The sequence below is a fragment of the Crossiella cryophila genome, from assembly GCF_014204915.1.
GTDB classification, from domain to species: Bacteria; Actinomycetota; Actinomycetes; order Mycobacteriales; family Pseudonocardiaceae; genus Crossiella; species Crossiella cryophila.
The window spans coordinates 2972506-2994934 of sequence record NZ_JACHMH010000001.1 but is presented as its reverse complement, the minus strand read 5'-3'; the positions used below and the strand labels follow the sequence as shown (position 1 = coordinate 2994934).

The following is a 22429-nucleotide window of genomic DNA, read 5'->3' as shown; positions in this document are numbered from 1 at the left end:
TCGATGAGCGACGCGACGCCTGACCCGAGCACTCCCGTCGAGCCGACCTGGCCGGACCTGCTGGGCCGCCTGGTCAACCGGATCGACTGCGACACCGCGGACCTGGCCTGGGCGATGGGCCAGGTGATGTCCGGCGCGGCCACCGTCGCGCAGACGGTGGCCCTGGTGGTCGCGCTGCGCGCCAAGGGCGAGACCGCCGCCGAGGTGGCCGGCATGGCCGAGGGCATGCTGGCCTACGCCCGCCGGGTGGAGATCGAGGTGCCCGCGGTGGACATCGTGGGCACCGGCGGCGACCGCTCCGGCACGGTGAACATCTCCACGATGGCCTCCCTGGTCACCGCGGCCGCCGGGGTGCCGGTGGTCAAGCACGGCAACCGGGCCGCCTCCTCCAAGTGCGGCACCGCCGACGTGCTGGAGGCCCTGGGCGTGGTCATCGACCTGCCGCCGGAGGGCGTGCGGCGCAGCGTGGCCGAGGCCGGCATCGGCTTCTGCTTCGCCCCGGTGTTCCACCCGGCCATGCGGCACGCCGCCCCGGCCCGCCGCGAGATCGGCATCCCGACCACGTTCAACCTGCTGGGCCCGCTGACCAACCCGGCCCAGCCGCCGGCCGCGCTGATCGGCTGCGCCGACCCCAAGGCCGCCCCGCTGATGGCCCAGGTCTTCGCGGGCCGAGGCTCCTCGGTGCTGGTGGTCCGCGGCGACGACGGTCTCGACGAGCTGACCACCACCACGACCAGCACGGTCTGGCTGGTGCACGAGGGCGAGGTGGACCGCCAGACCCTGGACCCGACCGAGCTGGGCATCCCGGTCAGCGACCCGGCCGCGCTGCTCGGCGGCGACGCCGCGGTCAACGCCGAGGCCGTCCGCAGGCTGCTGGCCGGTGACCAGGGCGCGATCCGGGACGCGGTGCTGCTCAACGCCGCGGGCGCGGTGGTGGCCCATCGCGGCCCCAGCGGCGACCTGCTCGCCGACCTGCGGGACGCACTGGGCGTGGTGACCGCGGCGATCGACTCCGGCGCGGCGGCGGACCTGCTGGCCCGCTGGGTCACCCTGACCCGGAAGCTCAAAGCGGAGCTGTCCTGATCGACGGACCCGGCCTGCTCGCCGCCTGGCGGCGGGCCGGGATCGCCGAGGGCATGACGGTGATCGCGCACGCCGCGCTGTCCAGCCTCGGCCAGGTGCCCGGCGGCGCGGCCACCGTGCTCGCCTCCCTGCGCCAGGCCCTCGGCGGCACCGGAACCCTGGCCGGACCCGCGTTCACGCCCCAGGTGGCCGATCCGGCCCCGGGAGCGGGTGTCCCGGACGAGCGGGTGCGTGCCGAACGCGCCGCGGTGCCGCTGTTCCACCCCGATCTGCCCTCGCCGATGGGCGCGCTGGCCGAGGCCATCCGCACCAGCCCCGGCGCGCTGCGCAGCAGTCATCCCCAGGCGTCGGTGGCCGCGGTCGGCGCGCACGCGGCGGACATCGTGGCGCACCAGCCGCTGTCCTTCGCGCTGTCGGCCGACTCGCCCTTCGGCAGGCTCTACGACCTGGACGCGCGCATCCTGCTCATCGGCGTCGGGCACGACCGCGACAGCTTCCTGCACCACGTGGAGACCCGCACCCCCGCGCCGCGGCTCAAACTGCGCCGGTTCCCGCTGCTCGTCGAGGGTGAGCGGGTGTGGGGCGAGGCCATGGACGTGGCCGACGACAACGGCCGGTTCTTCCCCACGCTGGGCGCGGAGTTCGAGCACCGGCACGGCGTTCACCCGTTCCGGGTGGGCGCCGCCGAGTGCCGCCTGCTGCCCGCGCGGGCCCTGGTGGACTTCGCGGTCCCCCGCCTCACCGAGCTGCTCGCCGCCTGATCAACGACAACGGCGGGCGTCCCCGGGAAGGGAACGCCCGCCGTCGGCGATGCGGAAAACCTCAGTCGTGGCTGGGCGCCGCGGTGTGGTACTCGAACAGCAGCCCACCCACCATGATCAGCACGGCCAGCAGGCCGAGTGCGATCAGCCAGATGTGGAAGAAGGCCAGTGCCACACCGGTGAAGGCGGCCGCGGCGGCCATGCCGACCGGCCAGTAGCTGCCAGGGCTGAAGAAGCCCAGCTCACCGGCGCCGTCGGCGATCTCGGCGTCGTCCTCGTCCTCGGGCCGCGGGTCGATCCGGCGGGCGATGAACCGGAAGTAGGTGCCGCAGAGCAGGGTCAGGCCACCGGAGAGGACCAGCCCCACCGTGCCGACCGGCTCCCTGGCCCAGAACCCGTAGACGATCGCGGCCACGAAGCAGAAGGCCGTGATGAACTCGAAGATCCGCGCTTCGACCTTCATGATTACCTCAACTCCAGTTCTGCGCTGCTCACCAGGCTCCTCACCGGTCCCCGCCGGAGGGCTTGCGGGAGGTACGGCTGGTGTCGAACGGCTTGGTGGTGACCGCCTGCGGGGCGCACATCTCGCCGCACTTCAGCTCGGTGAGGGCCTCGGCGGCGGTGTAGGTCTTGCCGGTGCTCGGGTTCAGCTTCACCCGCAGCTGCATGTACCGGTCGAAGACCTGCGGCTGGAGCGCCCGCACCTCGAAGTTCATCACCGCGTGGTAGGTGCCGCACAGCTCGGCGCACCGGCCGACGAAGGCGCCTTCCCGGTCGATGGAGTTCTGGAAGACGTTGTCCTGGCTGTTCTTCTCCGGGTACGGGATGGTGTCCCGCTTGAAGTGGAACGCCGGGACGAAGAACGAGTGGATGACGTCCTTGGACTCGATCGTGTAGCGGATCTCCTTGTTCGCCGGCAGCACCAGCAACGGGATCTCGGTACTCGAGCCGGTGGTGCGCACGGTGGTGCCGTCCGGGGTCTTGAAGTCCTGGTACTCGAACTCCCAGTTCCACTGGAAGGCCCAGACCTTGACGTTCACATCCGGCGTCTTGTCCTTGGCCGTGACCACGTTCTGGGCCTGGGTGGAGAAGACGAACAACACCACGATGATGATCATCGGAAGCCCGATGAGCACGAACTCCAGCGGCCCGTTGTACTGGAACTGGCGCGGGAACTCCTCGGACTTCTTCCGGTGGAAGATGATCGACCAGAAGATCAGCGCCCACACGATCACGCCGACGACCAGCGCGGCGATCACAGACCACGTCCACAACTGACGCATGGCCTCCGCCTGCGGGGTTACCCCCTGCGGCCAGCCAAAACGCAGCACCTCGTCGACGGAGCAGCCACTGGCCGCGACGCCCACCAGGCTGACCAGGCCGGTGACCTTGGCCAGCCGCGCTGCCCGGTTGCCCTCCTTGCGGCCCACTGCTCGCTGCCTCCTCGTGACAGGCTGGAAAACGGTCACGGCCCACCCGCGCACCAGCGCGATCGACCTGCCGTCGCAATCAGTTCGGGACTCTAGCCCAGCACTAGCCTGGCTACCCGTTCGGGGTGAACCGGAGGGGCGCGTGTCGGCGGGCATACTGGGCGCCGACGTCGTCGAGATGGAAGGTGTCCGAGACACGTGTGCGGCCTGCTTGGACTGGTGTGTTCCGCCCAGAACAACAACGCGAACATCGGCACGGCGGTCGGCAGCGTCGCGAGGGCGCTGCAGTGCCAGCGCCACCGCGGTCCCGACGAGAGTGACACCTGGCACAACAACGACGTGGTCTTCGGCTTCAACCGGCTGTCGATCATCGACGTGGAGCGTTCCCACCAGCCGCTGCACTACGCGCAGGGCCGCTACACGATCCTGTTCAACGGCGAGATCTACAACTACCTCGAACTGCGCGCCGAACTGCGCGACAGCTACGGCGCGGAGTTCGCCACCGACGGCGACACCGAGGCCATCGTGGCCGCCTACCACCACCTCGGCCCGTCCATGGTCGGCAAGCTGCGCGGCATGTTCGCCTTCCTGATCTGGGACGCGGAGAAGCGGGTGATCTTCGGCGCCAGGGACCCGTTCGGCATCAAGCCGCTGTTCTACGCCGCCGGTCCGGGCGGGGTGGCCTTCGCCAGTGAGAAGAAGAGCCTGCTCGACCTGGCGCCCACGCTGGGCCTTTCGCCCAAGCTGGACCAGGCCGCGCTGCAGCACTACCTGATCCTGCAGTACGTGCCGGAGCCGGAGACGCTGCACACCACGATCCGGCGGATCGAGTCCGGCACCTCCTTCACCGTCTCCCCCGGCGGCCAGGTGGTCACCGAGCGGTACTTCCAGCCGACCTTCGCCCCGCGGCCGATCACCACCAGCACCGAGGCCGGCCAGCTCTACCGGGACATCGCCGGGGTCATGCGCGATTCGGTGGCCAAGCACATGCGCGCCGACGTGACCGTCGGCGCCTTCCTCTCCGGCGGCATCGACTCCACCGCGATCGCCGCGCTGGCCAAGGAGCACAACCCGGACCTGATCACCTTCACCACCGGGTTCGAGCGCACCGGCTACTCCGAGGTGGACGTGGCCGCGGAGTCCGCGGCCGCGATCGGGGTCAAGCACGTGGTCCGCACGGTCACCGCGCAGGAGATGATGCAGGCCCTGCCGCTGATCACCTGGTACCTGGACGATCCGGTGGCCGACCCGGCGCTGGTGCCGCTGTGGTTCATCGCCCGCGAGGCCCGCCAGCACGTGAAGGTGGTGCTCTCCGGCGAGGGCGCGGACGAGCTGTTCGGCGGGTACACGATCTACCGCGAACCGCTCTCGCTGGCCCCGTTCGAGAAGGTGCCCGGCGCGCTGCGCTCGGTCATGGGCAAGGTCTCCAGCCGGATCCCGGAGGGCGTGCGCGGCAAGGACCTGCTCCGCCGCGGCGCGCTGACCCTGGAGGAGCGCTACTACGGCAACGCGCGGATCTTCCGGGACGACCAGATCCAGCAGGTGCTGCGCACGCACGACCCGCGCATCTCGCACACCGACGTGACCGCGCGCTGGTACCGGGACTCGCTGGCCTGGGACCCGGTGACCCGGATGCAGCACATCGACCTGTTCACCTGGCTGCGTGGGGACATCCTGGTCAAGGCGGACAAGATGACCATGGCCAACTCGCTGGAACTGCGGGTGCCGTTCCTGGACCCGGAGGTCTTCCGGGTGGCCGCGCGCATCCCGCAGGACCAGAAGATCACCAAGGAGACCACCAAGTACGCGCTGCGCCAGGCCATGCGCGGGATCGTCCCGGCGCACGTGCTCAACCGGCGCAAGCTGGGCTTCCCGGTCCCGGTGCGGCACTGGCTCAAGGACGAGATGCACGACTGGGCCCGCGACATCGTGCACCAGTCGCTCACCGACGACCTGATCAACAAGAACGCGGTGCTGCGCATCCTGGAGGAGCACCGCTCCGGCCTGCTGGACCACAGCCGCCGGATCTGGGCGCTGCTGGTGTTCATGCTCTGGCACGGGATCTTCGTGGAGCGCCGGATCGCGGTGCACGTGCCGGAGCCGCACTACCCGGTCAAGCTCTGAGCCGCGCCTCCAGGCCGTCCAGCACGGCCTGGAGGCCGAACTCGAAGGTGTGCTCGGGGGCCGCCGCGTAGTCCGTGGCGGCCACCCCCAGCCGGGCCCGCAGCCGGGGGAACGGCGCCGCGGCCTCGTGCGCCCTGGCCATGACCTCCCGCAACTGCTCCTCGGCGTCACCGCCGTCCCGGCTGAGCTTCCTGGTCAGCGAGGCGGTGGCGGCCGGGCCGAGTGCGTTGCCCAGCACGTAGGTGAAGACCGCGGCGGCGGCCTGGTCGGCCAGCGCGCCGGTGAACCCGGCGGTCTCGTAGACGGTCAGGCCGCACTCGTCGTAGCGGGCCTTGCCCGGCCCGTGCATCAGGTGCGCGCCGAATGCCTGCACCAGCCAGGGATGCCTGCCGAGCATCGCGTACAGGCCGGTGGCCAGCTGTTCCGCGGCCGCCCGCCAGCCGGTCCGGTCCGGATCGGGCAGTGCGATCTCCTGCCAGATCTCGTCCCCGGCCAGCGCGATCAGGTTCTCCTTGCTGCCCACGTGCCAGTACATCGCGGTGGCCGCCGAGCCGAGCCACTTGCCGAGCGCACGCATGTTGAAGCCCTCGAGCCCGTCCGCGTCCAGCAGCCCGACCGCGGCCTTGACGATCTGTTCCCTGGTCAGCGTGTCCCGCGGCATGGGCTCACGATAGGACACCCGTCAGCCACTTGCACATAGTTCAACTCCGGCCCCACCTCGGGCAGCGGCACCGCCGTCGACCTGCCCGGACGGCTGTTCGAACGGGAAAATGTCGGGGACCCCGCGTAGCCTGCGATCCGTCAAGTGACCCACATCACTCGGAGGACGCCGTGCCTGAGGAACAGGTGCTGCTGGCCGTGGGGACTCGCAAGGGTCTGTGGCTGGCCACCAGCGAACACGACCGGGCGGACTGGACCTGGTCCGGGCCGCACCACGCGATGACCGAGGTCTACGCGGTGGCCGTGGACACCCGGCGCGGGACACCCCGGCTGCTGGCCGGTGTGGCCAGCGAGCACTTCGGCCCGAGCGTGGCCACCAGCGACGACCTGGGCGCGAGCTGGCAGGAGCCGGACCACGCCCCGGTGGCCTTCCCCGCCGACACCGGCGCGGAGCTGCAGCGGGTCTGGCAGCTCGCCGCCGGACCGGCCGATCAGCCCGAGGTGGTCTACGCGGGCACCCAGCCCTCGGCGTTGTTCCGTTCCACCGACGGCGGGCGCACCTACGACATGGTGCGCGGGCTGTGGGACCACCCGCACCGGGAGCAGTGGGGAGCGGGCTACGGCGGGCAGGCGGTGCACACGATCCTGCCGCACCCCACCGACCGGGAACGGGTCACCGTGGCCATGTCCACCGGCGGGGTCTACCGCACCGAGGACGGCGGCACGAACTGGGCGCCCAGCAACTCCGGCATCAAGGCATACTTCCTGCCCGACCCTGACCCCGAGTTCGGCCAGTGCGTGCACAAGATCGCGCAGAACCCGGCCGACCCGGACCGGATGTTCCTGCAGAACCACCACGGCGTGTACCGCAGCGAGGACGGCGGCGCGCACTGGATCTCCATCGCCGAGGGCCTGCCCAGCGATTTCGGCTTCCCGATCGCGGTGCACCCGCACCGGCCCGAGGTGGTCTACGGCTTCCCGCTCACCGCCGACAGCAACCGGTTCCCGCCGGAGGGGGCCTGCCGGGTCTTCCGCAGCGAGGACTCCGGCGCGCACTGGACCGCGCTGACCAAGGGCCTGCCGCAGGAGAACTTCTGGACCACGGTGCTGCGGGACGCGCTGTGCGTGGACGACGCGAGCGTGCCGGGGGTCTACTTCGGCTCCCGCTCCGGCGAGGTCTACGCCAGCCGGGACGAGGGCGCCAGCTGGCAGCGGATCATCGAGCACCTGCCGGACGTGCTCAGCGTGCGCGCGGCGGTGATCAGGCGGTGAGCCCGGTGCGGGTCACCGTGCTGCTGCCGGGCGTGCTGCGGCCCGCCGCGGGCGGCGCGTCCCGGCTGGACCTCGACCTGCCGGCCGGCGCGACCCTCGGTGCCGCGCTGGACCTGCTGGCCGCCGACCACCCGGCGCTGGACCGCAGGCTGCGCACCGAGCAGGGCACGCTGCGCCGGTACGTGAACTTCTACGTCAACGGCGAGGAATGCCGTCGGCTGGGCGGCCCGGACACCCAGCTGCCCTCGGGCGCGGAGATCCAGGTCATCCCCTCGGTGGCGGGCGGCTGATGCCGGTCACCGTCGCCGCCGCCAGGGCCACCGCCGCGGGCTGGGTCGCCGAGCACGCCACCGGTGACCCCGGCTTCGGCGGCGCCTACCTCGCGGGCTCGGCCGCCTGGCTGGGCGCCGAGGCCGTGCTGCCCGCGACCTCGGACCTGGACATCATGCTGGTCACCGCCGCCAGTCCGGCCCCGGCCAGACCCGGCAAGTTCCGCCGGGACGGCCTGCTGCTCGAACCCACCTACCTGAGCTGGGCCGAGCTGTCCTCGCCGAAGGCGGTGCTGTCGGACTACCACCTGGCCGGCGGGCTGCGCACCAACACCATCCTGGCCGATCCCACCGGCAGGCTCACCGCGCTGCAGGAGGCGGTGGCCAGGGATTTCAGCGCGCCGCGGTGGATCCGCCGCCGCTGCGCGCACGCCGAGACCCGCATCCGCACCGGGCTGATGGCCGCGCAGACCCCACAGCCATGGCCATGGCAGGTCACCCGCTGGCTGTTCGCCACCGGCGTCAGCACGCACGTGCTGCTGGTCGCGGCCCAGCGCAACCCGACCGTGCGCCGCCGCTACGCCGCGACCAAGGCCCTGCTCACCGAGCTGGGTCAGCCGGACTGGCAGGAGGAACTGCTGGCCGTGCTGGGCTGCGCGCACCTCAGCCCGGACCAGGTCCGCGGGCACCTGGCGGCGCTCACCGCGATCTTCGACGAGGCCGGACCGGCCGCCGCGACCAGCCCGGACTTCTTCGCGGGCGATCTCAGCCCGCAGGCCAGGCCGGTGGCCATCGACGGCGCGCACGAGCTGCTGGCCGCCGGCGAGCACCGGGAGGCGATGTTCTGGCTGGTCGCCACCTACGCCCGCTGCCTCATCGCGCTCGGCAGGGACGACGACCCCGCATTCACGGAGTTGATGGCCGATCTCGGTCAAACAGGTCCGGCCGACCTGCGCAGGCAGATCGGCCGGACCGAAGCGTTCCTCCCTCGGCTGGCCGAGATGCGGGAGGTGGTGCTGGCTAGTTCTTGAGCGCCTTGGCGATCTCCGCGGACGCCTCGGCGCCGTAGGCCTCGGCCAGGCGGGTGAGCGCGACCTCGCGGTCCAGCACCCACTCCTGCGGGCCGTCGACCTCCAGCACCAGCACCGCGATCAGCGAGCCGAGCTGGGCGGCGCGCTCCAGCGGCAGGCCGGCGGCGATGCCGGAGAGGAAACCGGCGCGGAAGCCGTCGCCGATGCCGGTCGGGTCGGCCTTGTGCGTCTCCGGCACCGCTGGCACGTGCAGCGGCGCGGCCAGGCCCTTGCCGACCAGCTCAACGCCCTTCTCGCCAAGGGTGGTGATCCGCAGGTCGACGTGGTCCAGGATCTCCTCCTCGGACCAGCCGGTCTTCTGCAGCAGCAGCTGCAGCTCGTAGTCGTTGGTGAACAGGTACTTCGCGCCCTCGACGAGCTGCTTGGCCTGGTCACCGTCCATCCGGGCCAGCTGCTGGGAGGGGTCGGCGGCGAACGGGATGCCCCGCTGCCGCGACTCCTCGGAGTGCCGCAGCATGGCCTCGGGGTCGTTCGGGCTGACCAGCACCAGCTCCAGGCCGCCGACCTTGTCCATGATCGGGGCCAGCTCGATGTTGCGGGCCTCGGCCATCGCGCCCGCGTAGAAGGAGGCGATCTGGTTCATGTCGTCGTCGGTGGTGCAGACGAACCGGGCGGTGTGCTTCACCTCCGAGGTGTGCACGCCCGAGCAGTCGACGCCGTGGCGCTCCAGCCAGGAGCGGTAGTCGGCGAAGTCGGCGCCAACCGCGCCGATCAGCACCGGCGAGTAGCCGAGCACGCCCATGCCGAAGGCGATGTTGGCGGCGATGCCGCCCCGGCGCACGATGAGGTCATCCACCAGGAAGCTCAGCGACACCCGGTCCAGGCGGTCGGCGACCAGTTGGTCGGTGAACCGGCCCGGGAAGTGCATCAGGTGGTCGGTGGCGATGCTTCCAGTCACAGCGACAGGCACGTACTGCGCTCCCTATGAGACGACTGCTGGTAGGCCATCGTCACCCGTTCCGGTCGCAGACAGCCGGGAGCGAAGACTACTTGGTGGTAAGGCTGTCGCACATCAATCCACGGTTCTAACGTCCTCGATGTGACGATTCCGGATGCCAGCACCCTGGCTGAGCTGATCGAGGACTGCGCCGAGATCCCCCCTGTCCTCCGCCCGTCCGAGCACCTGCTGCCGCTGCCGCGGCGCGAGGCATCGTGGCAGGTCAACGAGGTGTGCTCGGCCCAGGTCAAGGAAATGGACGACTACGGCGCCTGAGCGCGCGGCACGAAAAAGGACCGCGGTGCACACCGCGGTCCCGTTTTCGTGCTCTGGGTCTACCAGCAGAACTAGTGGAAAGAATCACCACAGGCGCAGGAGCCACCGGCGTTCGGGTTGTCGATGGTGAAGCCCTGCTTCTCGATCGTGTCGACGAAGTCGATGACCGCGCCTTCCACGTAGGGCACGCTCATCCGGTCCACCGCGACCTTGAGGCCGCCGAAGTCACGGAAGACGTCCCCGTCGAGGGTGCGCTCGTCGAAGAACAGCTGGTAACGCAGGCCGGCACAGCCACCGGGCTGCACGGCGATGCGCAGGTGCATGTCGTCCCGACCCTCTTGGTCGAGCAGCGACTTCGCCTTGCTGGCAGCGACGTCGGTGAGCGTGACGCCGTGCGTCTGCGCTTCGGTCGCCGTGGTGTTCTCGGCGGTCATGGTTCTCCCTACGAGGTCGGCGCTCGGGCCCGTACCGTAGCTGCAACGCAGCCCTGAGCCGGGATGTTCCCGTATTCCTATGGTCGCACAGCAATATCCCGGCGTTAGTTCTGTGGGCTCCGCCACTGACGGGCCACCCGTTCGGCCAAACCACTGAGCCCACCTGCGGGTTCGGCGATCGCCCTGGCCACCGACCCCACGTGGTCGGCCACCGAGTACGAGTCCTCGACCCCGGCCGCACCGGCCTCGCGGCGGCCAACGCTCACCTGACCGGCGAGCACCAGGCAGGGCACCCCGCGTTCGGCCGCGCCCGCGGCCACCCGGCTGACCAGCTTGCCGCGCAGGGACTGCCAGTCGAAGCTGCCCTCGCCGGTGAGCACCAGCCCGGCCTGATCCAGTGCCTCGTCCAGCGCGCTGAGCCGGCGGACCAGGTCGGCGCCGGAGTCCACGGTCGCGCCCAGCGCCAGCAGCGCCGCGCCCAGTCCACCGGCCGCGCCCGCGGCGGCCAGACCGGCCACGTCGGCGCCCAGCTCTTCCAGCAGCACCTCGGACCAGCGGGTCAGCGCCAGGTCCAGCTGCTCGACCTGGCCGGGGTCCGCGCCCTTCTGCGGGCCGAACACGTGCGCCGCGCCGGTCGGGCCGAGCAGCGGGTTGTCCACGTCGGAGGCGGCGATCAGCCGCAGTGCGCCCAGGTCCGGCCGACCGGCCAGCCCCGCGCAGTGCACCAGTGCCGCGCCACCCTCGGGCAGCGGCGCGCCCAGGGCGTCCACCGGCCCGGCGCCCAGCGCGGCGAACAGGCCCGCGCCACCGTCGGTGGTGGCCGAGCCGCCGAGCCCGACCACCGCGGTACGCATCCCGGCGCGCACGGCGTCCAGGAGCAGTTCCCCCACCCCACGGGTGGTGGTCAGACCGGCCGCCCGATCCGCCTTGGGGACCAGGTGCAGTCCCGCGGCCTGCGCGGATTCGATATAGGCGGTGCCGTCATGGGCCAGCCACACCGCGGTGACTGGTTCGCCGAGCGGTCCGGTGACCTCGACCGTGTGCACTTCGCCACCCAGGGCGGTGTGCAGCACGTCCACGAAACCGGGGCCGCCGTCGGCGAGCGGACGAAGCAGGAGCCGGTCGGCCGGTGAACCCAGCCGCCACCCCCGCGCGATGGCCTCGGCGGCTTCCAACGCCGTCAAGGTGCCACCGAAACAGTCAGGGGCGATGAGCACCAGCCGCCCCGAAATGTCCGTCATAGGCCGGACGGTACTCGGGCCGTTTTGCCCCTGCCCTACCCTGTTTGCGTGAGGTTTCTCCGTCGCAACAGCACCGAGTCGACCACGGACCCCGAAGAGGGGGTGTCGTCGGCCGAACTCGCCGAGCCCCTCGAGGGCGACAAGGGGCGCACGCCGGCCAAGGGCAGGGCGACCCCGAAGCGCCGCGAGGCCGAGGTGCGCAAGCGCGGACCGGTGCCCCCGCCGCCGCGGACCCAGCGCGAGGCGCTGCGCAGGGCCAGGGGCAACAAGGACGAGCGGCGCAAGGCCGCGGTGATCCGCCGCGAGCGGATGAACGCCGGCGACGACGCCTACCTGATGCCGCGGGACCGCGGCCCGGCCCGTGCCTACGTGCGCGACCTGGTCGACTCCCGGCGCAACCTGATGGGGCTGTTCATGCCCCTGGCGATCATCGTCTTCGTCTCCATCCTCACGCCGTCGCCGATGATCAAGCAGTACGCCAGCCTGTTCTGCATGTTCATGCTGCTGTCGATGATCATCGAAGGCATCGTGCTGGGCCGCCTGGTCACCAGGAAGGTCCGCGAGCGCTTCCCCGACAACACCACCCGCGGCTTCGCACTGGGCTGGTACGCCTTCACCCGCGCCACCCAGATCCGCAAACTCCGCATGCCCAAGCCCCGCGTCAAAGCAGGCACCGCCGTCTAACCCCTCCCCCAGAGTGTTGGCCGTTCTCGTACGGGGTGTTGGCCGTTCTCGTACGCCTGGTTGGCCGTTGCGGGGCTGACCGGCTGAACAGTCAGCCAACTCGTTAGCGGCGCGAACGATCTGCCTCTAGGATCGTTTGCATGGAGTTTCGACGTCTGGGTCGTAGCGGCCTCTCGGTCAGTGAGATCTCGTACGGCAACTGGATCACCCACGGTTCGCAGGTCGAGGAAGAGCAGGCGCACGCGTGCGTGCGGGCCGCCCTCGACGCGGGCATCACCACCTTCGACACCGCCGACGTCTACGCGAACACCGCGGCCGAGTCGGTGCTGGGGCGGGCGCTGGCCGGGCAGCGGCGGGAGGGCCTGGAGATCTTCACCAAGGTCTTCTGGCCGACCGGCCCCGGCGGGCCCAACGACAAGGGCCTCGGCCGCAAGCACATCATGGAGGCCGCGCACGGCTCGCTGCAGCGGCTGGGCACCGACTACCTGGACCTCTACCAGGCGCACCGGTACGACCGCACGGTGCCACTGGAGGAGACCATGCTGGCCTTCGCCGACCTGGTGCGGCAGGGCAAGGTGCTCTACATCGGCGTCTCGGAGTGGAACGCCGAGCAGATCAGCCGGGGCGCGGCGCTGGCCCGCGAGCTGAAGGTGCCGTTCATCTCCAACCAGCCGCAGTACTCGATGCTGTGGCGGGTGATCGAGTCCCAGGTGGTGCCGACCTCCGAGCGCGAGGGCGTCAGCCAGATCGTCTGGTCGCCGATCGCGCAGGGCGTGCTCTCCGGCAAGTACCTGCCCGGCGCGGCCCCGCCCGCCGGTTCGCGGGCCACCGACGAGCGCGGCAGCGGTTTCGTCGGCCGGTTCCTGCGCGATGACCTGCTCGCCGCGGTGCAGAACCTCAAGCCGCTGGCCGAGGAGGCCGGACTGACCATGGCCCAGCTCGCGGTGGCCTGGGTGCTGCAGAACCCGAACGTGGCCTCCGCGATCGTCGGCGCCTCCCGGCCCGAGCAGGTGCACGACAACGTCAAGGCCGCCGGGGTCGTGCTGGAGCCCGAGCTGCTGGAGAAGATCGACGCGGTGCTGGACGGGTTCGTCGAGACCGACCCGCGCAAGACCGTCGTCGCCTGAGTCCGCCGGGCCTGCGTCCTGCTACTCGGCCGGGCGCAGGCTCATCGGGCCGTAGACCTCGTCATCGCCGTCGAGCAGCGTGACCTGCTCGATCCCGGTGGTGGAGAGCTGATCCCACTGGGCGCTGAACCACGCCTCGGCCTCGTCCTGGTCCTCGAACTCCACCGCGGGGCCGGACAGCTCGCCGCCGCCGGAGTCCTCGTATCGCCACCGGTACGCCATGCGGCAACGGTAACGTGATCACCAGGCCAGGAGCAGGAGGAGCGAGCAGTGACGCGACGCACGCTGGTGCTGGGCGGCGCGCGCTCCGGCAAATCCGCGCACGCCGAGGGCCTGCTGCCGGCCGAGGCCGCCACCTACTTCGCCACCGCCCGCCGCGATCCCGCCGACGCGGACTGGGAAGCCCGCATCGCCGAACACGTCCGCCGCCGCCCGCCGGGCTGGCGCACCGTGGAGTGCGGCGTGAACCTGCCCGAACTGCTTTCCCAAGCGGCACAAGGGGATCCGCCGATCCTGGTGGACGACCTGGCCACCTGGCTGACCGGTCTGCTCGACGACGCCGGTGCCTGGGAGGGCGGTCCGGACACGCTCGTCCCGGTGCGGGAGCGGGGTGCGGCCCTGCGCGCGGCGGTCGCGGACTGCCCCGCGCCGGTGGTGCTGGTCTCCGCGGAGGTCGGCCTCGGCGTGGTCCCCGCGACCCGTTCTGGCAGGCTCTTCCGTGACGAGCTGGGCGGGCTGAACGCCCGGCTCGCCGAGGTGTGCGACCAGGTTGTGCTGCTGGTCGCCGGTGTCCCGCTGAAGCTGCGCTGACGGAGGTTCCCCAGTGGACGAGAGTGTCTCGGACGAGGCTGTCCGGTTCCCGCCGGTGGCGCCGCCCGACGCCCAGGTCCGCGGCGACGCCGAGGCGCGCCAGGCCCAGCTGACCAAGCCCGCCGGATCGCTGGGCAGGCTGGAGCAGCTCGGCGTGTGGCTCTCGGCCTGCCAGGGCGTGTGCCCGCCCCGGCCGCTGACCCGCCCCCGGGTGGTCGTCTTCGCCGGGGACCACGGCATCGCCCGGCACGGCGTCTCGGCCTACCCGAGCGAGGTCACCGGGCAGATGGTGCAGGGCTTCCTGGCCGGCACCGCCGCGGTGAACGTGCTGGCCGAAGCCGCGGGCGCGACCGTGCGGGTGGTGGACATGGCCGTGGACGCCGACACCGCGGACTCGGTCTCCGGCCACAAGGTCCGCCGCTCCTCCGGCGTGATCGACCGCGAGGACGCGCTCACCCAGGCCGAGGTGCTCGCCGCCCTCGCGGCCGGGCGGGCCATCGCCGACGAGGAGGTCGACGGCGGCGCCGACCTGCTCATCGCAGGCGACATGGGCATCGGCAACACCACCCCGTCCGCGGTGCTGATCGCCGCGCTCACCGGCAGCGAGCCGGTGGCCGTGGTCGGCCGCGGCACCGGCATCGACGACCACGGCTGGATGCGCAAGACCGCCGCCATCCGGGACGCCCTGCGCCGGGCCCGCCCGGTCAGCGCCGACCCGGTCGGCCTGCTGCGCACCAGCGCGGGCGCGGACATCGCCGCGATGGCCGGTTTCCTGGCCCAGGCCGCGATCCGGCAGACCCCGGTGCTGCTCGACGGCGTGGTGGTCGGCGCGGCCGCGATGGTCGCCGAGGAACTGGCCCCCGGCGCCCGCGAGTGGTGGCAGGCCGGGCACCGCTCGGTCGAGCCCGCGCACTCCATCGTGCTGGAACACCTGGACCTGACCCCGCTGCTGGAGTTCAGCCTGCGGCTGGGCGAGGGCTCCGGCGCGGTCGCCGCACTGCCGCTGCTGAGCATGGCCGGGCGGATCCTGGCCGAGATGGCCACCTTCGCCGAGGCAGGCATCGCCGTGCCGGGCGAGACCACCCCGCTGGACGCCCTGGCCACCACCGCCACCGGCCTGGCCGCCACGGTCCTGGCCGAGGCCACCAGCCACGCCCCCAGCCCCGAGCTGGACACCGCCATCCCCACCAGCCAGACCCCGGCCGCGACCGCCACCAGCCACGCCCCGACCTACCCCGGCCACACCACCACGCACCCCGACACCACGTACGGCTACGGCCACGGCCACACCGCCACCCAGCCGGACGAGCCCCGCGACAACCCGGCCGACACCTCCTACCCCGCCCCGCCGCCGGCCGCCCCGACCATCACCGTGGCCCCGCCGACCGACCTCTGATGTCCGGCCTCCGCCTGGCCCTGTCCTGGCTGACCGTGCTGCCGGTGCGCACCGGCCAGGTCGACACCGCGGTGGCCCGCACCGCCATCGCGCTGGCCCCGTTCGTCGGCCTGCTGCTGGGCGCCGCGGCCACCGCGGTCCTGTTCGCGCTGACCTGGCTCGGCGCCCCCGGCCTGCTCGCGGGCCTGCTGGTCATCGGCCTGCTCGCGCTGGCCACCCGCGGCATGCACCTGGACGGCCTGGCCGACACCGCCGACGGCCTGGGCTGCTACGGCCCGCCGGAGCGCGCCCTGCGGGTCATGCGGGACGGCTCGGCAGGCCCGTTCGCCGTGGTCACCCTGATCATCGTGCTCGGCGCCCAGGCGGTGAGCCTGTCCGCGCTGGCCGACGCCGGCCGCTGGGCCGCGGTGGTCGTCGCGCTGGCCGCCGGTCGCACCGCCTTCGCCTGGTGCTGCCGCCATGGCGTGCCCGCCGCCCGCCCCGAGGGCCTCGGCACGCTGGTCGCGGGCACCCAGCCGACCCTGGTCCCGGTGGCCTGGACGGTGCTGCTGACCATCGCCGCGGCCGCCGCCACCCCCGACCGCCCCTGGCTCGGCCCGATCGGCGTGCTGCTGGCCCTTGGCGTGGTGCTGCTGCTGATCCGGCATGTGCGGAAACGCTTCGGCGGCGTCACCGGCGACGTGCTGGGCGCGGCCGCGGAGATCACCGTGCTGATCGTGCTCGCGGTGACCTCTTTCCGCTGACACCGGCGCCCGCGGTGGCGCCAGCGCTGGCCAGCACGACCAGCCCGATCGCCAGCAGCTGCGCCCAGCTCAGCTCCTGCCCCAGCACCAGGAACCCGGCCAGCGCGGCCAGCGCCGGGTTCAGGCTCATCATGATCCCGAACGCGCCCGCAGGCAGCCGCTTCAGCGCCAGCAGGTCCATCGAGTACGGCACCGCCGAGGCCAGCAGCCCCACCAGCAACCCCAGCGCCAGGTACTCCGGCCGCACCAGCTCGGCTCCGGCGGCCCCGATCCCCAGTGGCAGCACCGCGATCGCGCCCACCGCGGCCCCCAGCGCCAGCCCCTCCATCCCGCTGAATGCCTGCCCCAGCCGCCGGGTCAGCAGGATGTAGCCGGCCCAGCAGGCCGCCGCGGCGAGTGCGAAGAGCACGCCCACCGCGTCCACCCCGCCCAGTCCGCTGCCCAGCAACAGCACCCCGGCCCCGGCCAGCGCCGCCCACACCAGGTCCAGCCTGCGCCGGGACAGCACGATGGCCAGGGTCAGCGGGCCGAGGAACTCGAAGGTGATCGCCGCGCCCAGTGGCAGGCGCTGGATGGACAGGTACACGCAGACGTTCATCGCGGCCATCACCACACCGAACAGCCCGATGGTCAGCCAGTCGCGGCGGGAGCGGCCACCCAGCCGGGGGCGGGCGAAGGCCAGCAGCAGCACGGCCGCGCCGACCAGGCGCAGGGTGACCACGCCCAGCGGGCCCAGCACCGGGTACAGGCTCACCGCCAGCGCGGCGGAGAACTGCACCGAACTCATCCCGACCAGGATCAGCGCGACCCCGTGCAGGCGGTTGCCGAGCTGCTCGGCCGGGGCGAGGGTCGCGGTCACGGCCTCAGCCTAAGTAGCCTGCCGTCAACCCGGAAATGCTTCCCACGCAGCGGTTATGCTTGGCGGTAATGGATGTCGAGCTACGGCACTTCCGGTGCTTCCTGGCCATCGCCGAGGAGGGCTCGGTGACCGCGGCCGCCGCGCGGCTGCACCTCACCCAGCCCGCGGTCTCGCGCACCCTCGGCCAGCTGGAACAGCGACTCGGGCGGCGCCTCGTCGACCGGTCCACCCGGCACCTGCGGCTGACCGCCGACGGGGAGGCCTTCGCGGACCGGGCCCGCGCGGTGCTCGCCGCGGTGGCCGCCGCCCTGGACCCCGGCCCCGAACCACCGCTGCGGGTGGGTTACGCCTGGGCCGCGGCCGGACCGCACACCACCGCGATCCTGCGGGCCTGGCGGGAACGACGCCCCGAGGTGCCCCTGGAGATCCGGCGCTTCGACGAGCGGACCGCCGGCCTGGGCCGCGGCGAGGTGGACGTGGCCCTGCTGCGCACCGAGGTCACCGACCCCCGCCTGCACAGCTGCGCGCTCTACCTCGAACGCCGCTACGCCGCACTGGCCGCCGACCACCCACTGGCCGAGCGGCCCGAACTGACCCTGCGCGACCTGGGCGGACTGCCCATCGCGCGCAACGAACTCTCCGGCACCACCACGCCGGAGCTGTGGCCCACGGACGCGCCGCCGGGAGAGACCGTGCGCGTGCACAACGTGGACGAGTGGCTCACCGTGATCGCGGCGGGCCGGGCCGTCGGCGTCACCGCGGACGGCACCCGGCACCACCACATGCACGCGGGCGTGGCCTACGTGCCGCTGTCCGGGGTGCCGCCGGTGACGGTCTACCTGGCCTGGCCTGCCGGGCACCGCCACCCGCGACTCACCGAGTTCCTGGCGCTCACCAGGGAAATCGTCCGGAGCTGATCAGGCCAGCGTGGTCATCCAGCCGTGCGGGTCGGCCCCGCCGGTCTGCACGTTGGTCAGCGCGGCCCGCAGCTTCATGGTCAGCTCGCCGGACTCGCCCCCGTTGATCAGGAACTCCCCGCCCGCGTGCTTGACCCGGCCGACCGGCGTGATCACCGCGGCGGTGCCGCAGGCGAAGACCTCGGTCAGCTCGCCGGAGTCGACCTTCTTCTCCCACTCCTCGGTGGAGATCCGCCGCTCCTCCACCGGGTAACCCAGGTCGGTGGCCAGCCTCAGCAGCGAGTTGCGGGTGATGCCGGGCAGCAGCGCGCCGCTCAGTTCCGGGGTGACCACGCGGGCGTTCTCGCCCTCGCCGAGGACGAAGAACAGGTTCATCCCGCCCATCTCCTCCACCCACCGGCGCTCCACCGCGTCCAGCCACACCACCTGGTCACAGCCCTGCTCCGCGGCCTGGGCCTGGGCGAGCAGCGAGGCGGCGTAGTTGCCGGCGAACTTGGCCGCGCCGGTGCCGCCGGGCGAGGCGCGCACGTACTCGGTGCACAGCCACACGCTCACCGGCTTGACCCCACCGGCGAAGTAGGCGCCCGCCGGGGAGGCGATCAGCACGTACAGGTACTCCTTGGCCGGGCGCACGCCCAGCCCCGCCTCGGTGGCGAACATGAACGGCCGCAGGTACAGCGACTCGTCCGCGGCGGTGGGCACCCAGTCCTTGTCGACGTCGAGCAGCTCGCGCACCGAACCCAGGAACAGCTCGTCCGGCAGCTCCGGCATGGCCATCCGCCGCGCCGAGGCCCGCAGCCGCTCCGCGTTCGCCTCCGGCCGGAACGAGGCGATCGAGCCATCCGGCTGCCGGTACGCCTTGAGCCCCTCGAAGATCGACTGCCCGTAGTGCAGCACCATGGCCGCCGGGTCGAACGGGATCGCGCCGTAGGGCACCACCGCGGCGTCGTGCCAGCCCTGCTCCGGGTTCCAGCGGATGGTGACCATGTGGTCGGTGAAGTACTGGCCGAAACCGGGCTTGGCCAGGATCTCGGCCCGCCGCTCCCCAGTCGTGGGCTGGGGGTTCAGGCTACGGGTGAACGACACCGTTGACGTCATGGCAGCAGCGTAGTACTTCGTGTTGCCCCCGACCATCGTCATCCCAACGATCGGACGTCCTACTGTTCAGTCTCCCCGGCCATCTCGGCCGGGGAGACCGCACAACGTCACACCACCGGCAGCCCGTCCGCGATCTCCGCGGGCAGCAGCGGAGCCGGCCAGCCGGCCTCAGGGGTGAAATCGCACCAGCTGCCGTCGAAGGGGAACGCGCCCTGCTCGGCCAGGGCGATCATCCGCTCGCCCTCGGCCCGCAGCCTGCCCATCTGGGCCACGGTGAACAGCCCGGCGTCCACCGCCTCGGCGGCCTCGTCCTCGTCCTTCCAGCACCAGGTCAGGTCCGGCTCGACCACCACGTCGAGCACCCCGTCCACCCGGTCCACGTAGCCCTCGCCGCGGCCCATCGGCAGCTCGAGGTTGACGTACCAGTGCCGGAAGCTGCCGTCGGGGTTGAAGAACCACCACACGCTGGACCACTCGTGCTCGTCCACCAGGCGCAGGTTGGAGTGCCCGTGCCAGCTGGAGAGCACCGGGATGCGCGGGATCCGGAACCGTTCGGACAGCGGGGCGTCGCGCTGGTGGCGGCCGTCGGCCAGCCGGGTCGCGCGGACCCTGGTGCCGTCCGGGATCCAGCACACCAGCTGGGCGCCGTCATCACGCAGCACCCGGGCCGGGGTCACCGAACCCAGGCTGCCGTCCAGGCGGCGGAAGCGGTAGAGGACCTCGTCGCCGGGTTGCCAGGGCATGGTCACCGACTCGGGTGGGGGCTGGGTGCGGGTCACCGGACGTGGGTGTCCACGAACGGGGGCTTCACGATCTCGCAGCGCAGCGAGCGGCCCCGGACGTCCAGGGTGACCTCCGCGCCCGGCGCCAGGCCGGCCGCGGTGTCCAGCAGGGCCAGCGCGATGCCGGTCTGCAGGGTCGGGGAGAAGGTGCCGGAGGTGGTCTCGCCGACCTTCTCCCCCGCGCTGAGCACGACCATCCCGGCCCTGGGCACGCCACGCTCCAGCGCGCGCAGGCCGAAGAGCTTGCGGGCCGGGCCCGCGGCGCGTTCGGCGCTGAGCGCCTCCCGGCCCCAGAACGCCGCCTTCTTCCAGCCGACCGCCCAGCCGGAACCGGCCTGCACCGGACTGATGTCCAGGGACAGGTCCTGGCCGTGCAGCGGGTAGCCCATCTCGGTGCGCAGGGTGTCCCGAGCACCCAGGCCACAGGCCCGGCCGCCGTGGGTGGCCGCGACCTCGAGCAGCCTGGCCCACAGCGCGGGCGCGTCGTCCCAGGCCGGGACCAGCTCATAGCCGTGTTCGCCGGTGTAGCCGGTGCGGCAGATCCGCACCGTGGTGCCGTTCCAGGGCGCGTCGGCGAAGGCCATGTAGTCCATGTCGGTTGGCAGGCCCAGCTCGGCCAGCACCTCGGCCGACTTCGGGCCCTGCACCGCGAGCACCGCGAAGCCGTCGTGCTGCCCGGTCACCGTGACGCCCTCGGGCGCGGCCGCGACCAGCAGCTCCACCACCTTGGCGGTGTTGGACGCGTTCGGGACCAGGAACACCTCCTCGGGGGAGACCAGGTAGGCGATCAGGTCGTCGACCACGCCGCCGGTCTCGGTGCAGCAGAGGGTGTACTGGGCCTTGCCGGGCGCGATCCGGTTCAGGTCGTTGGACAGGCAGGCGTTGACGAACTCGGCCGCGCCCGGACCGGCGACGAGCGCCTTGCCCAGGTGCGAGACGTCGAAGACGCCAACCGACTCGCGCACCGCGGTGTGCTCGGCGACCACGCCGCCGCCGGTGTACTGGATCGGCATCTCCCAGCCGCCGAAGGGCGCGAAGCTGGCGCCGAGGGCACGGTGTGACTCGTGCAGGGGGCTGGTGCGCAACGGAGTGTCAGTCACAAGGGGGCAAGTTACCGCCATTGGCGGGTGAGCAGCGCGGCGACGCAGGATCCAGTCACGACCGTGACCAGGGTCGCGAGCAGCATCACCGGCGGCAGGCTCATCAGCAGCACCACCGAGAGGCCGAGGCCGAGGCAGGCGGTGCGCATCGGCCAGGTGCGGTCCTCGATCAGCAGCAACCGGGCCGCGGCGTTGGTGAAGGCGTAGTAGGTGAGCAGGCAGCAGGCGGCGAACTGCAGCGCGATCTCCGGGGTGAGCAGCAGCACCAGCCCGCTCGCGCCCGCCGCGGCCAGCAGCTGGGCCCGCCACGGCGAGCGGCTCAGTCCCAGCGGCAGGTCCCGGTCCCTGGCCAGGGAGAACAGCGCCCGCCGCAGGTCCACGCTCACGATCAGCGCCATCGCCCCCAGTGCCACCGCGGCCCCCGCGCTGACCAGCGGCAACAGCACCGCGCCGTCCGCGGCGACCAGCGCGTCCCGCAGCGGGGACGGGGACAGCGCGAGCCGGGCCGGGCCGAGCTGGCGCAGCGCCGCCCAGCCCAGCAGCAGGTAGAGCAGCAGGCCGAGGCCGATGACGAACGGGATCGCCCGGCGCACGTTGCGCCCGGAGTAGGCCCGGCCGTCGGCTGGCGAGGTGATCCGCTCGAAGCCGACCAGGCCGAAGAACATCACCGAGCCCGCGGTGAGCAGCATCCGCGGGTTGTCCGCGCCCGGCTGACCGGCCACCGGTATCACCTGTTCGGGTGGTGGCACGGCGAAGCAGGCGATGATGACCACGGTCAGCACCATGAGCACGAAGGCGGCCACCGCCCAGCTCACCCAGCGCGGGGTGGCCAGGTCGGCCGCGCCGATCGCCGCGGCCACCACGATCACCGTCACCGCGGCCACCCAGGGCCGCGCCGGCATCAGGTACGCGCCGAACGCGCCCGCCACCGCGGCCAGCGAGGCGAGCTTGCCGACCAGCAACCCGGTCCCGGCCAGCCTGCCCGGCCAGCGGCCAAGGTGCTCCTTCGTGCAGGCATAGCCGCTGCCGTAGCCGACATAGGCGGCGGACTGGTCAGAAGTGGAGAAGGCTGTGCACAATGCCGCCAGCGCCGCGAGCACCACCCCGACCAGCAGCCAGCGGCCGGCCGCCTCGGCGGCGGGCGCGAGCCCGATGAAGGCGCCCGCGCCGAGCATGCCGCCCAGACCGAGCACCACCAGGTCGGGTACGCCGACCGCGCGCGAGGATTCGGCGCTTGATGCTCGCGGAACGTCCAATGCCACCGACACACAGTATTCGGACTGTATTAAAGAGCGATAGCCGCCGTGGGGGCGGATAGCCCACTCGGATTAGCCT

General features: G+C 72.2%; 24 protein-coding genes and 1 pseudogene. 13 read left to right on the top strand and 12 right to left on the bottom strand.

Annotated elements, in window-relative coordinates; all coding sequences use genetic code 11:
* Nucleotides 1-3 precede the first annotated feature (3 nt).
* Entirely contained in the window at nt 4-1083 is a 1080-nt protein-coding gene (gene trpD / locus HNR67_RS14010) for an anthranilate phosphoribosyltransferase (protein ID WP_185002457.1), read from the top strand.
* Nucleotides 1084-1136: 53 nt separating this feature from the next.
* The gene (locus tag HNR67_RS14005) at nt 1137-1844 is read left to right on the top strand and encodes an aminoglycoside N(3)-acetyltransferase (protein ID WP_185002456.1); all 708 of its coding nucleotides are present in this window, start codon (nt 1137-1139) and stop codon (nt 1842-1844) included.
* Nucleotides 1845-1905: 61 nt separating this feature from the next.
* Here HNR67_RS14005 and HNR67_RS14000 read toward each other — a convergent pair whose 3' ends face one another.
* Nucleotides 1906-2307 (bottom strand): cytochrome c oxidase subunit 4, encoded by a 402-nt coding sequence (locus HNR67_RS14000; protein WP_185002455.1) that lies wholly within the window; start codon nt 2305-2307, stop codon nt 1906-1908.
* Between the two features lie 40 nt (nt 2308-2347).
* A complete protein-coding gene (ctaC, locus tag HNR67_RS13995; protein WP_185002454.1) occupies nt 2348-3274 on the bottom strand; it encodes an aa3-type cytochrome oxidase subunit II in 927 nt (308 codons plus the stop codon).
* A 198-nt stretch (nt 3275-3472) separates the two neighbouring features.
* Between ctaC and asnB the strand changes: the two genes are divergently transcribed.
* The gene (gene asnB, locus HNR67_RS13990) at nt 3473-5398 is read left to right on the top strand and encodes an asparagine synthase (glutamine-hydrolyzing) (RefSeq protein ID WP_185002453.1); all 1926 of its coding nucleotides are present in this window, start codon (nt 3473-3475) and stop codon (nt 5396-5398) included.
* On the opposite strand, the gene HNR67_RS13985 is transcribed toward asnB, so the two are convergent.
* Nucleotides 5388-6059: a TetR/AcrR family transcriptional regulator gene (locus HNR67_RS13985; RefSeq protein ID WP_185002452.1), complete on the bottom strand. Its 672-nt coding sequence runs from the start codon at nt 6057-6059 to the stop codon at nt 5388-5390. The genes asnB and HNR67_RS13985 overlap by 11 nt on opposite strands.
* 170 nt (nt 6060-6229) lie before the next feature.
* On the opposite strand from HNR67_RS13985, the gene HNR67_RS13980 reads away from it, so the two are divergent.
* The 3 genes from HNR67_RS13980 to HNR67_RS13970 are packed head-to-tail and all read left to right on the top strand — an operon-like array spanning nt 6230 to nt 8630.
* Entirely contained in the window at nt 6230-7330 is a 1101-nt protein-coding gene (locus HNR67_RS13980; RefSeq protein WP_185002451.1) for a WD40/YVTN/BNR-like repeat-containing protein, read from the top strand.
* On the top strand, nt 7327-7620 hold the full coding sequence (locus HNR67_RS13975; protein WP_312987209.1) for a ubiquitin-like small modifier protein 1: 294 nt from the start codon (nt 7327-7329) through the stop codon (nt 7618-7620). The genes HNR67_RS13980 and HNR67_RS13975 overlap by 4 nt, the downstream gene beginning before the upstream one ends.
* Nucleotides 7620-8630 (top strand): hypothetical protein, encoded by a 1011-nt coding sequence (locus tag HNR67_RS13970; protein WP_185002450.1) that lies wholly within the window; start codon nt 7620-7622, stop codon nt 8628-8630. Before HNR67_RS13975 ends, HNR67_RS13970 begins: the two co-directional genes overlap by 1 nt.
* Here HNR67_RS13970 and HNR67_RS13965 read toward each other — a convergent pair.
* The gene (locus tag HNR67_RS13965) at nt 8620-9558 is read right to left on the bottom strand and encodes a carbohydrate kinase family protein (protein ID WP_185010613.1); all 939 of its coding nucleotides are present in this window, start codon (nt 9556-9558) and stop codon (nt 8620-8622) included. The genes HNR67_RS13970 and HNR67_RS13965 overlap by 11 nt on opposite strands.
* A gap of 171 nt (nt 9559-9729) precedes the next feature.
* Here HNR67_RS13965 and HNR67_RS13960 point away from each other — a divergent pair, with 171 nt between their 5' ends.
* The gene (locus tag HNR67_RS13960) at nt 9730-9903 is read left to right on the top strand and encodes a hypothetical protein (RefSeq protein ID WP_221491516.1); all 174 of its coding nucleotides are present in this window, start codon (nt 9730-9732) and stop codon (nt 9901-9903) included.
* Nucleotides 9904-9974: 71 nt separating this feature from the next.
* Here the strand turns inward: HNR67_RS13960 and HNR67_RS13955 are convergent, their stop codons facing one another.
* Complete coding sequence (locus HNR67_RS13955; RefSeq protein ID WP_185002449.1) at nt 9975-10337, bottom strand: HesB/IscA family protein; 363 nt, start codon at nt 10335-10337, stop codon at nt 9975-9977.
* A 104-nt stretch (nt 10338-10441) separates the two neighbouring features.
* On the bottom strand, nt 10442-11578 hold the full coding sequence (locus tag HNR67_RS13950) for a glycerate kinase family protein (RefSeq protein ID WP_185002448.1): 1137 nt from the start codon (nt 11576-11578) through the stop codon (nt 10442-10444).
* Nucleotides 11579-11626: 48 nt separating this feature from the next.
* Here HNR67_RS13950 and HNR67_RS13945 point away from each other — a divergent pair, with 48 nt between their 5' ends.
* A complete protein-coding gene (locus HNR67_RS13945; RefSeq protein WP_185002447.1) occupies nt 11627-12262 on the top strand; it encodes a DUF3043 domain-containing protein in 636 nt (211 codons plus the stop codon).
* 140 nt (nt 12263-12402) lie between these two features.
* Nucleotides 12403-13389 (top strand): aldo/keto reductase family protein, encoded by a 987-nt coding sequence (locus tag HNR67_RS13940; RefSeq protein ID WP_185002446.1) that lies wholly within the window; start codon nt 12403-12405, stop codon nt 13387-13389.
* Between the two features lie 21 nt (nt 13390-13410).
* Here the strand turns inward: HNR67_RS13940 and HNR67_RS13935 are convergent, their stop codons facing one another.
* Entirely contained in the window at nt 13411-13611 is a 201-nt protein-coding gene (locus HNR67_RS13935) for a hypothetical protein (protein ID WP_185002445.1), read from the bottom strand.
* Nucleotides 13612-13659: 48 nt separating this feature from the next.
* Between HNR67_RS13935 and cobU the strand changes: the two genes are divergently transcribed.
* From cobU to cobS, 3 genes and pseudogenes are all read left to right on the top strand, one after another.
* Complete coding sequence (gene cobU / locus HNR67_RS13930; protein WP_185002444.1) at nt 13660-14199, top strand: bifunctional adenosylcobinamide kinase/adenosylcobinamide-phosphate guanylyltransferase; 540 nt, start codon at nt 13660-13662, stop codon at nt 14197-14199.
* Between the two features lie 13 nt (nt 14200-14212).
* A pseudogene (gene cobT, locus HNR67_RS13925) lies at nt 14213-15277 on the top strand (nicotinate-nucleotide--dimethylbenzimidazole phosphoribosyltransferase); the annotation flags it as partial.
* A gap of 317 nt (nt 15278-15594) precedes the next feature.
* Nucleotides 15595-16338 (top strand): adenosylcobinamide-GDP ribazoletransferase, encoded by a 744-nt coding sequence (cobS, locus tag HNR67_RS13920; RefSeq protein WP_185002443.1) that lies wholly within the window; start codon nt 15595-15597, stop codon nt 16336-16338.
* On the opposite strand, the gene HNR67_RS44355 is transcribed toward cobS, so the two are convergent.
* Entirely contained in the window at nt 16298-17197 is a 900-nt protein-coding gene (locus tag HNR67_RS44355; RefSeq protein ID WP_221489887.1) for an EamA family transporter, read from the bottom strand. The two genes, cobS and HNR67_RS44355, sit on opposite strands and share 41 nt — an antisense overlap.
* Nucleotides 17198-17265: 68 nt before the next feature.
* On the opposite strand from HNR67_RS44355, the gene HNR67_RS13910 reads away from it, so the two are divergent.
* The gene (locus tag HNR67_RS13910) at nt 17266-18114 is read left to right on the top strand and encodes a LysR family transcriptional regulator (RefSeq protein WP_185002442.1); all 849 of its coding nucleotides are present in this window, start codon (nt 17266-17268) and stop codon (nt 18112-18114) included.
* On the opposite strand, the gene HNR67_RS13905 is transcribed toward HNR67_RS13910, so the two are convergent.
* The 4 genes from HNR67_RS13905 to HNR67_RS13890 form a co-directional block, all read right to left on the bottom strand.
* Nucleotides 18115-19212 carry a branched-chain amino acid aminotransferase gene (locus HNR67_RS13905; protein WP_185002441.1) on the bottom strand — a complete coding sequence of 366 codons (1098 nt, stop codon included), beginning with the start codon at nt 19210-19212 and terminating at the stop codon, nt 18115-18117.
* A 107-nt stretch (nt 19213-19319) separates the two neighbouring features.
* A complete protein-coding gene (locus HNR67_RS13900; RefSeq protein ID WP_312987202.1) occupies nt 19320-19991 on the bottom strand; it encodes a DUF402 domain-containing protein in 672 nt (223 codons plus the stop codon).
* Nucleotides 19988-21094, bottom strand: a complete 1107-nt coding sequence (gene gcvT / locus HNR67_RS13895; RefSeq protein ID WP_312987201.1) for a glycine cleavage system aminomethyltransferase GcvT — start codon at nt 21092-21094, stop codon at nt 19988-19990. The genes HNR67_RS13900 and gcvT overlap by 4 nt, the downstream gene beginning before the upstream one ends.
* 11 nt (nt 21095-21105) lie before the next feature.
* A complete protein-coding gene (locus tag HNR67_RS13890; RefSeq protein WP_185002439.1) occupies nt 21106-22356 on the bottom strand; it encodes an APC family permease in 1251 nt (416 codons plus the stop codon).
* Nucleotides 22357-22429 lie beyond the last annotated feature (73 nt).

Bases quoted from the DNA above. Each gene is read 5' to 3' on its own strand.
- HNR67_RS13965 (WP_185010613.1), bottom strand. From the start codon at position 9,558: ATGCACTTCCCGGGCCGGTTCACCGACCAACTGGTCGCCGACCGCCTG.
- cobS (WP_185002443.1), top strand. From the start codon at position 15,595: ATGTCCGGCCTCCGCCTGGCCCTGTCCTGGCTGACCGTGCTGCCGGTG.
- HNR67_RS13985 (WP_185002452.1), bottom strand. From the start codon at position 6,059: ATGCCGCGGGACACGCTGACCAGGGAACAGATCGTCAAGGCCGCGGTC.
- HNR67_RS13905 (WP_185002441.1), bottom strand. From the start codon at position 19,212: ATGACGTCAACGGTGTCGTTCACCCGTAGCCTGAACCCCCAGCCCACG.
- HNR67_RS13950 (WP_185002448.1), bottom strand. From the start codon at position 11,578: ATGACGGACATTTCGGGGCGGCTGGTGCTCATCGCCCCTGACTGTTTC.
- trpD (WP_185002457.1), top strand. From the start codon at position 4: ATGAGCGACGCGACGCCTGACCCGAGCACTCCCGTCGAGCCGACCTGG.
- HNR67_RS13935 (WP_185002445.1), bottom strand. From the start codon at position 13,611: ATGGCGTACCGGTGGCGATACGAGGACTCCGGCGGCGGCGAGCTGTCC.
- HNR67_RS14005 (WP_185002456.1), top strand. From the start codon at position 1,137: ATGACGGTGATCGCGCACGCCGCGCTGTCCAGCCTCGGCCAGGTGCCC.
- HNR67_RS13910 (WP_185002442.1), top strand. From the start codon at position 17,266: ATGGATGTCGAGCTACGGCACTTCCGGTGCTTCCTGGCCATCGCCGAG.
- HNR67_RS13970 (WP_185002450.1), top strand. From the start codon at position 7,620: ATGCCGGTCACCGTCGCCGCCGCCAGGGCCACCGCCGCGGGCTGGGTC.
- HNR67_RS13955 (WP_185002449.1), bottom strand. From the start codon at position 10,337: ATGACCGCCGAGAACACCACGGCGACCGAAGCGCAGACGCACGGCGTC.
- HNR67_RS14000 (WP_185002455.1), bottom strand. From the start codon at position 2,307: ATGAAGGTCGAAGCGCGGATCTTCGAGTTCATCACGGCCTTCTGCTTC.
- HNR67_RS13940 (WP_185002446.1), top strand. From the start codon at position 12,403: ATGGAGTTTCGACGTCTGGGTCGTAGCGGCCTCTCGGTCAGTGAGATC.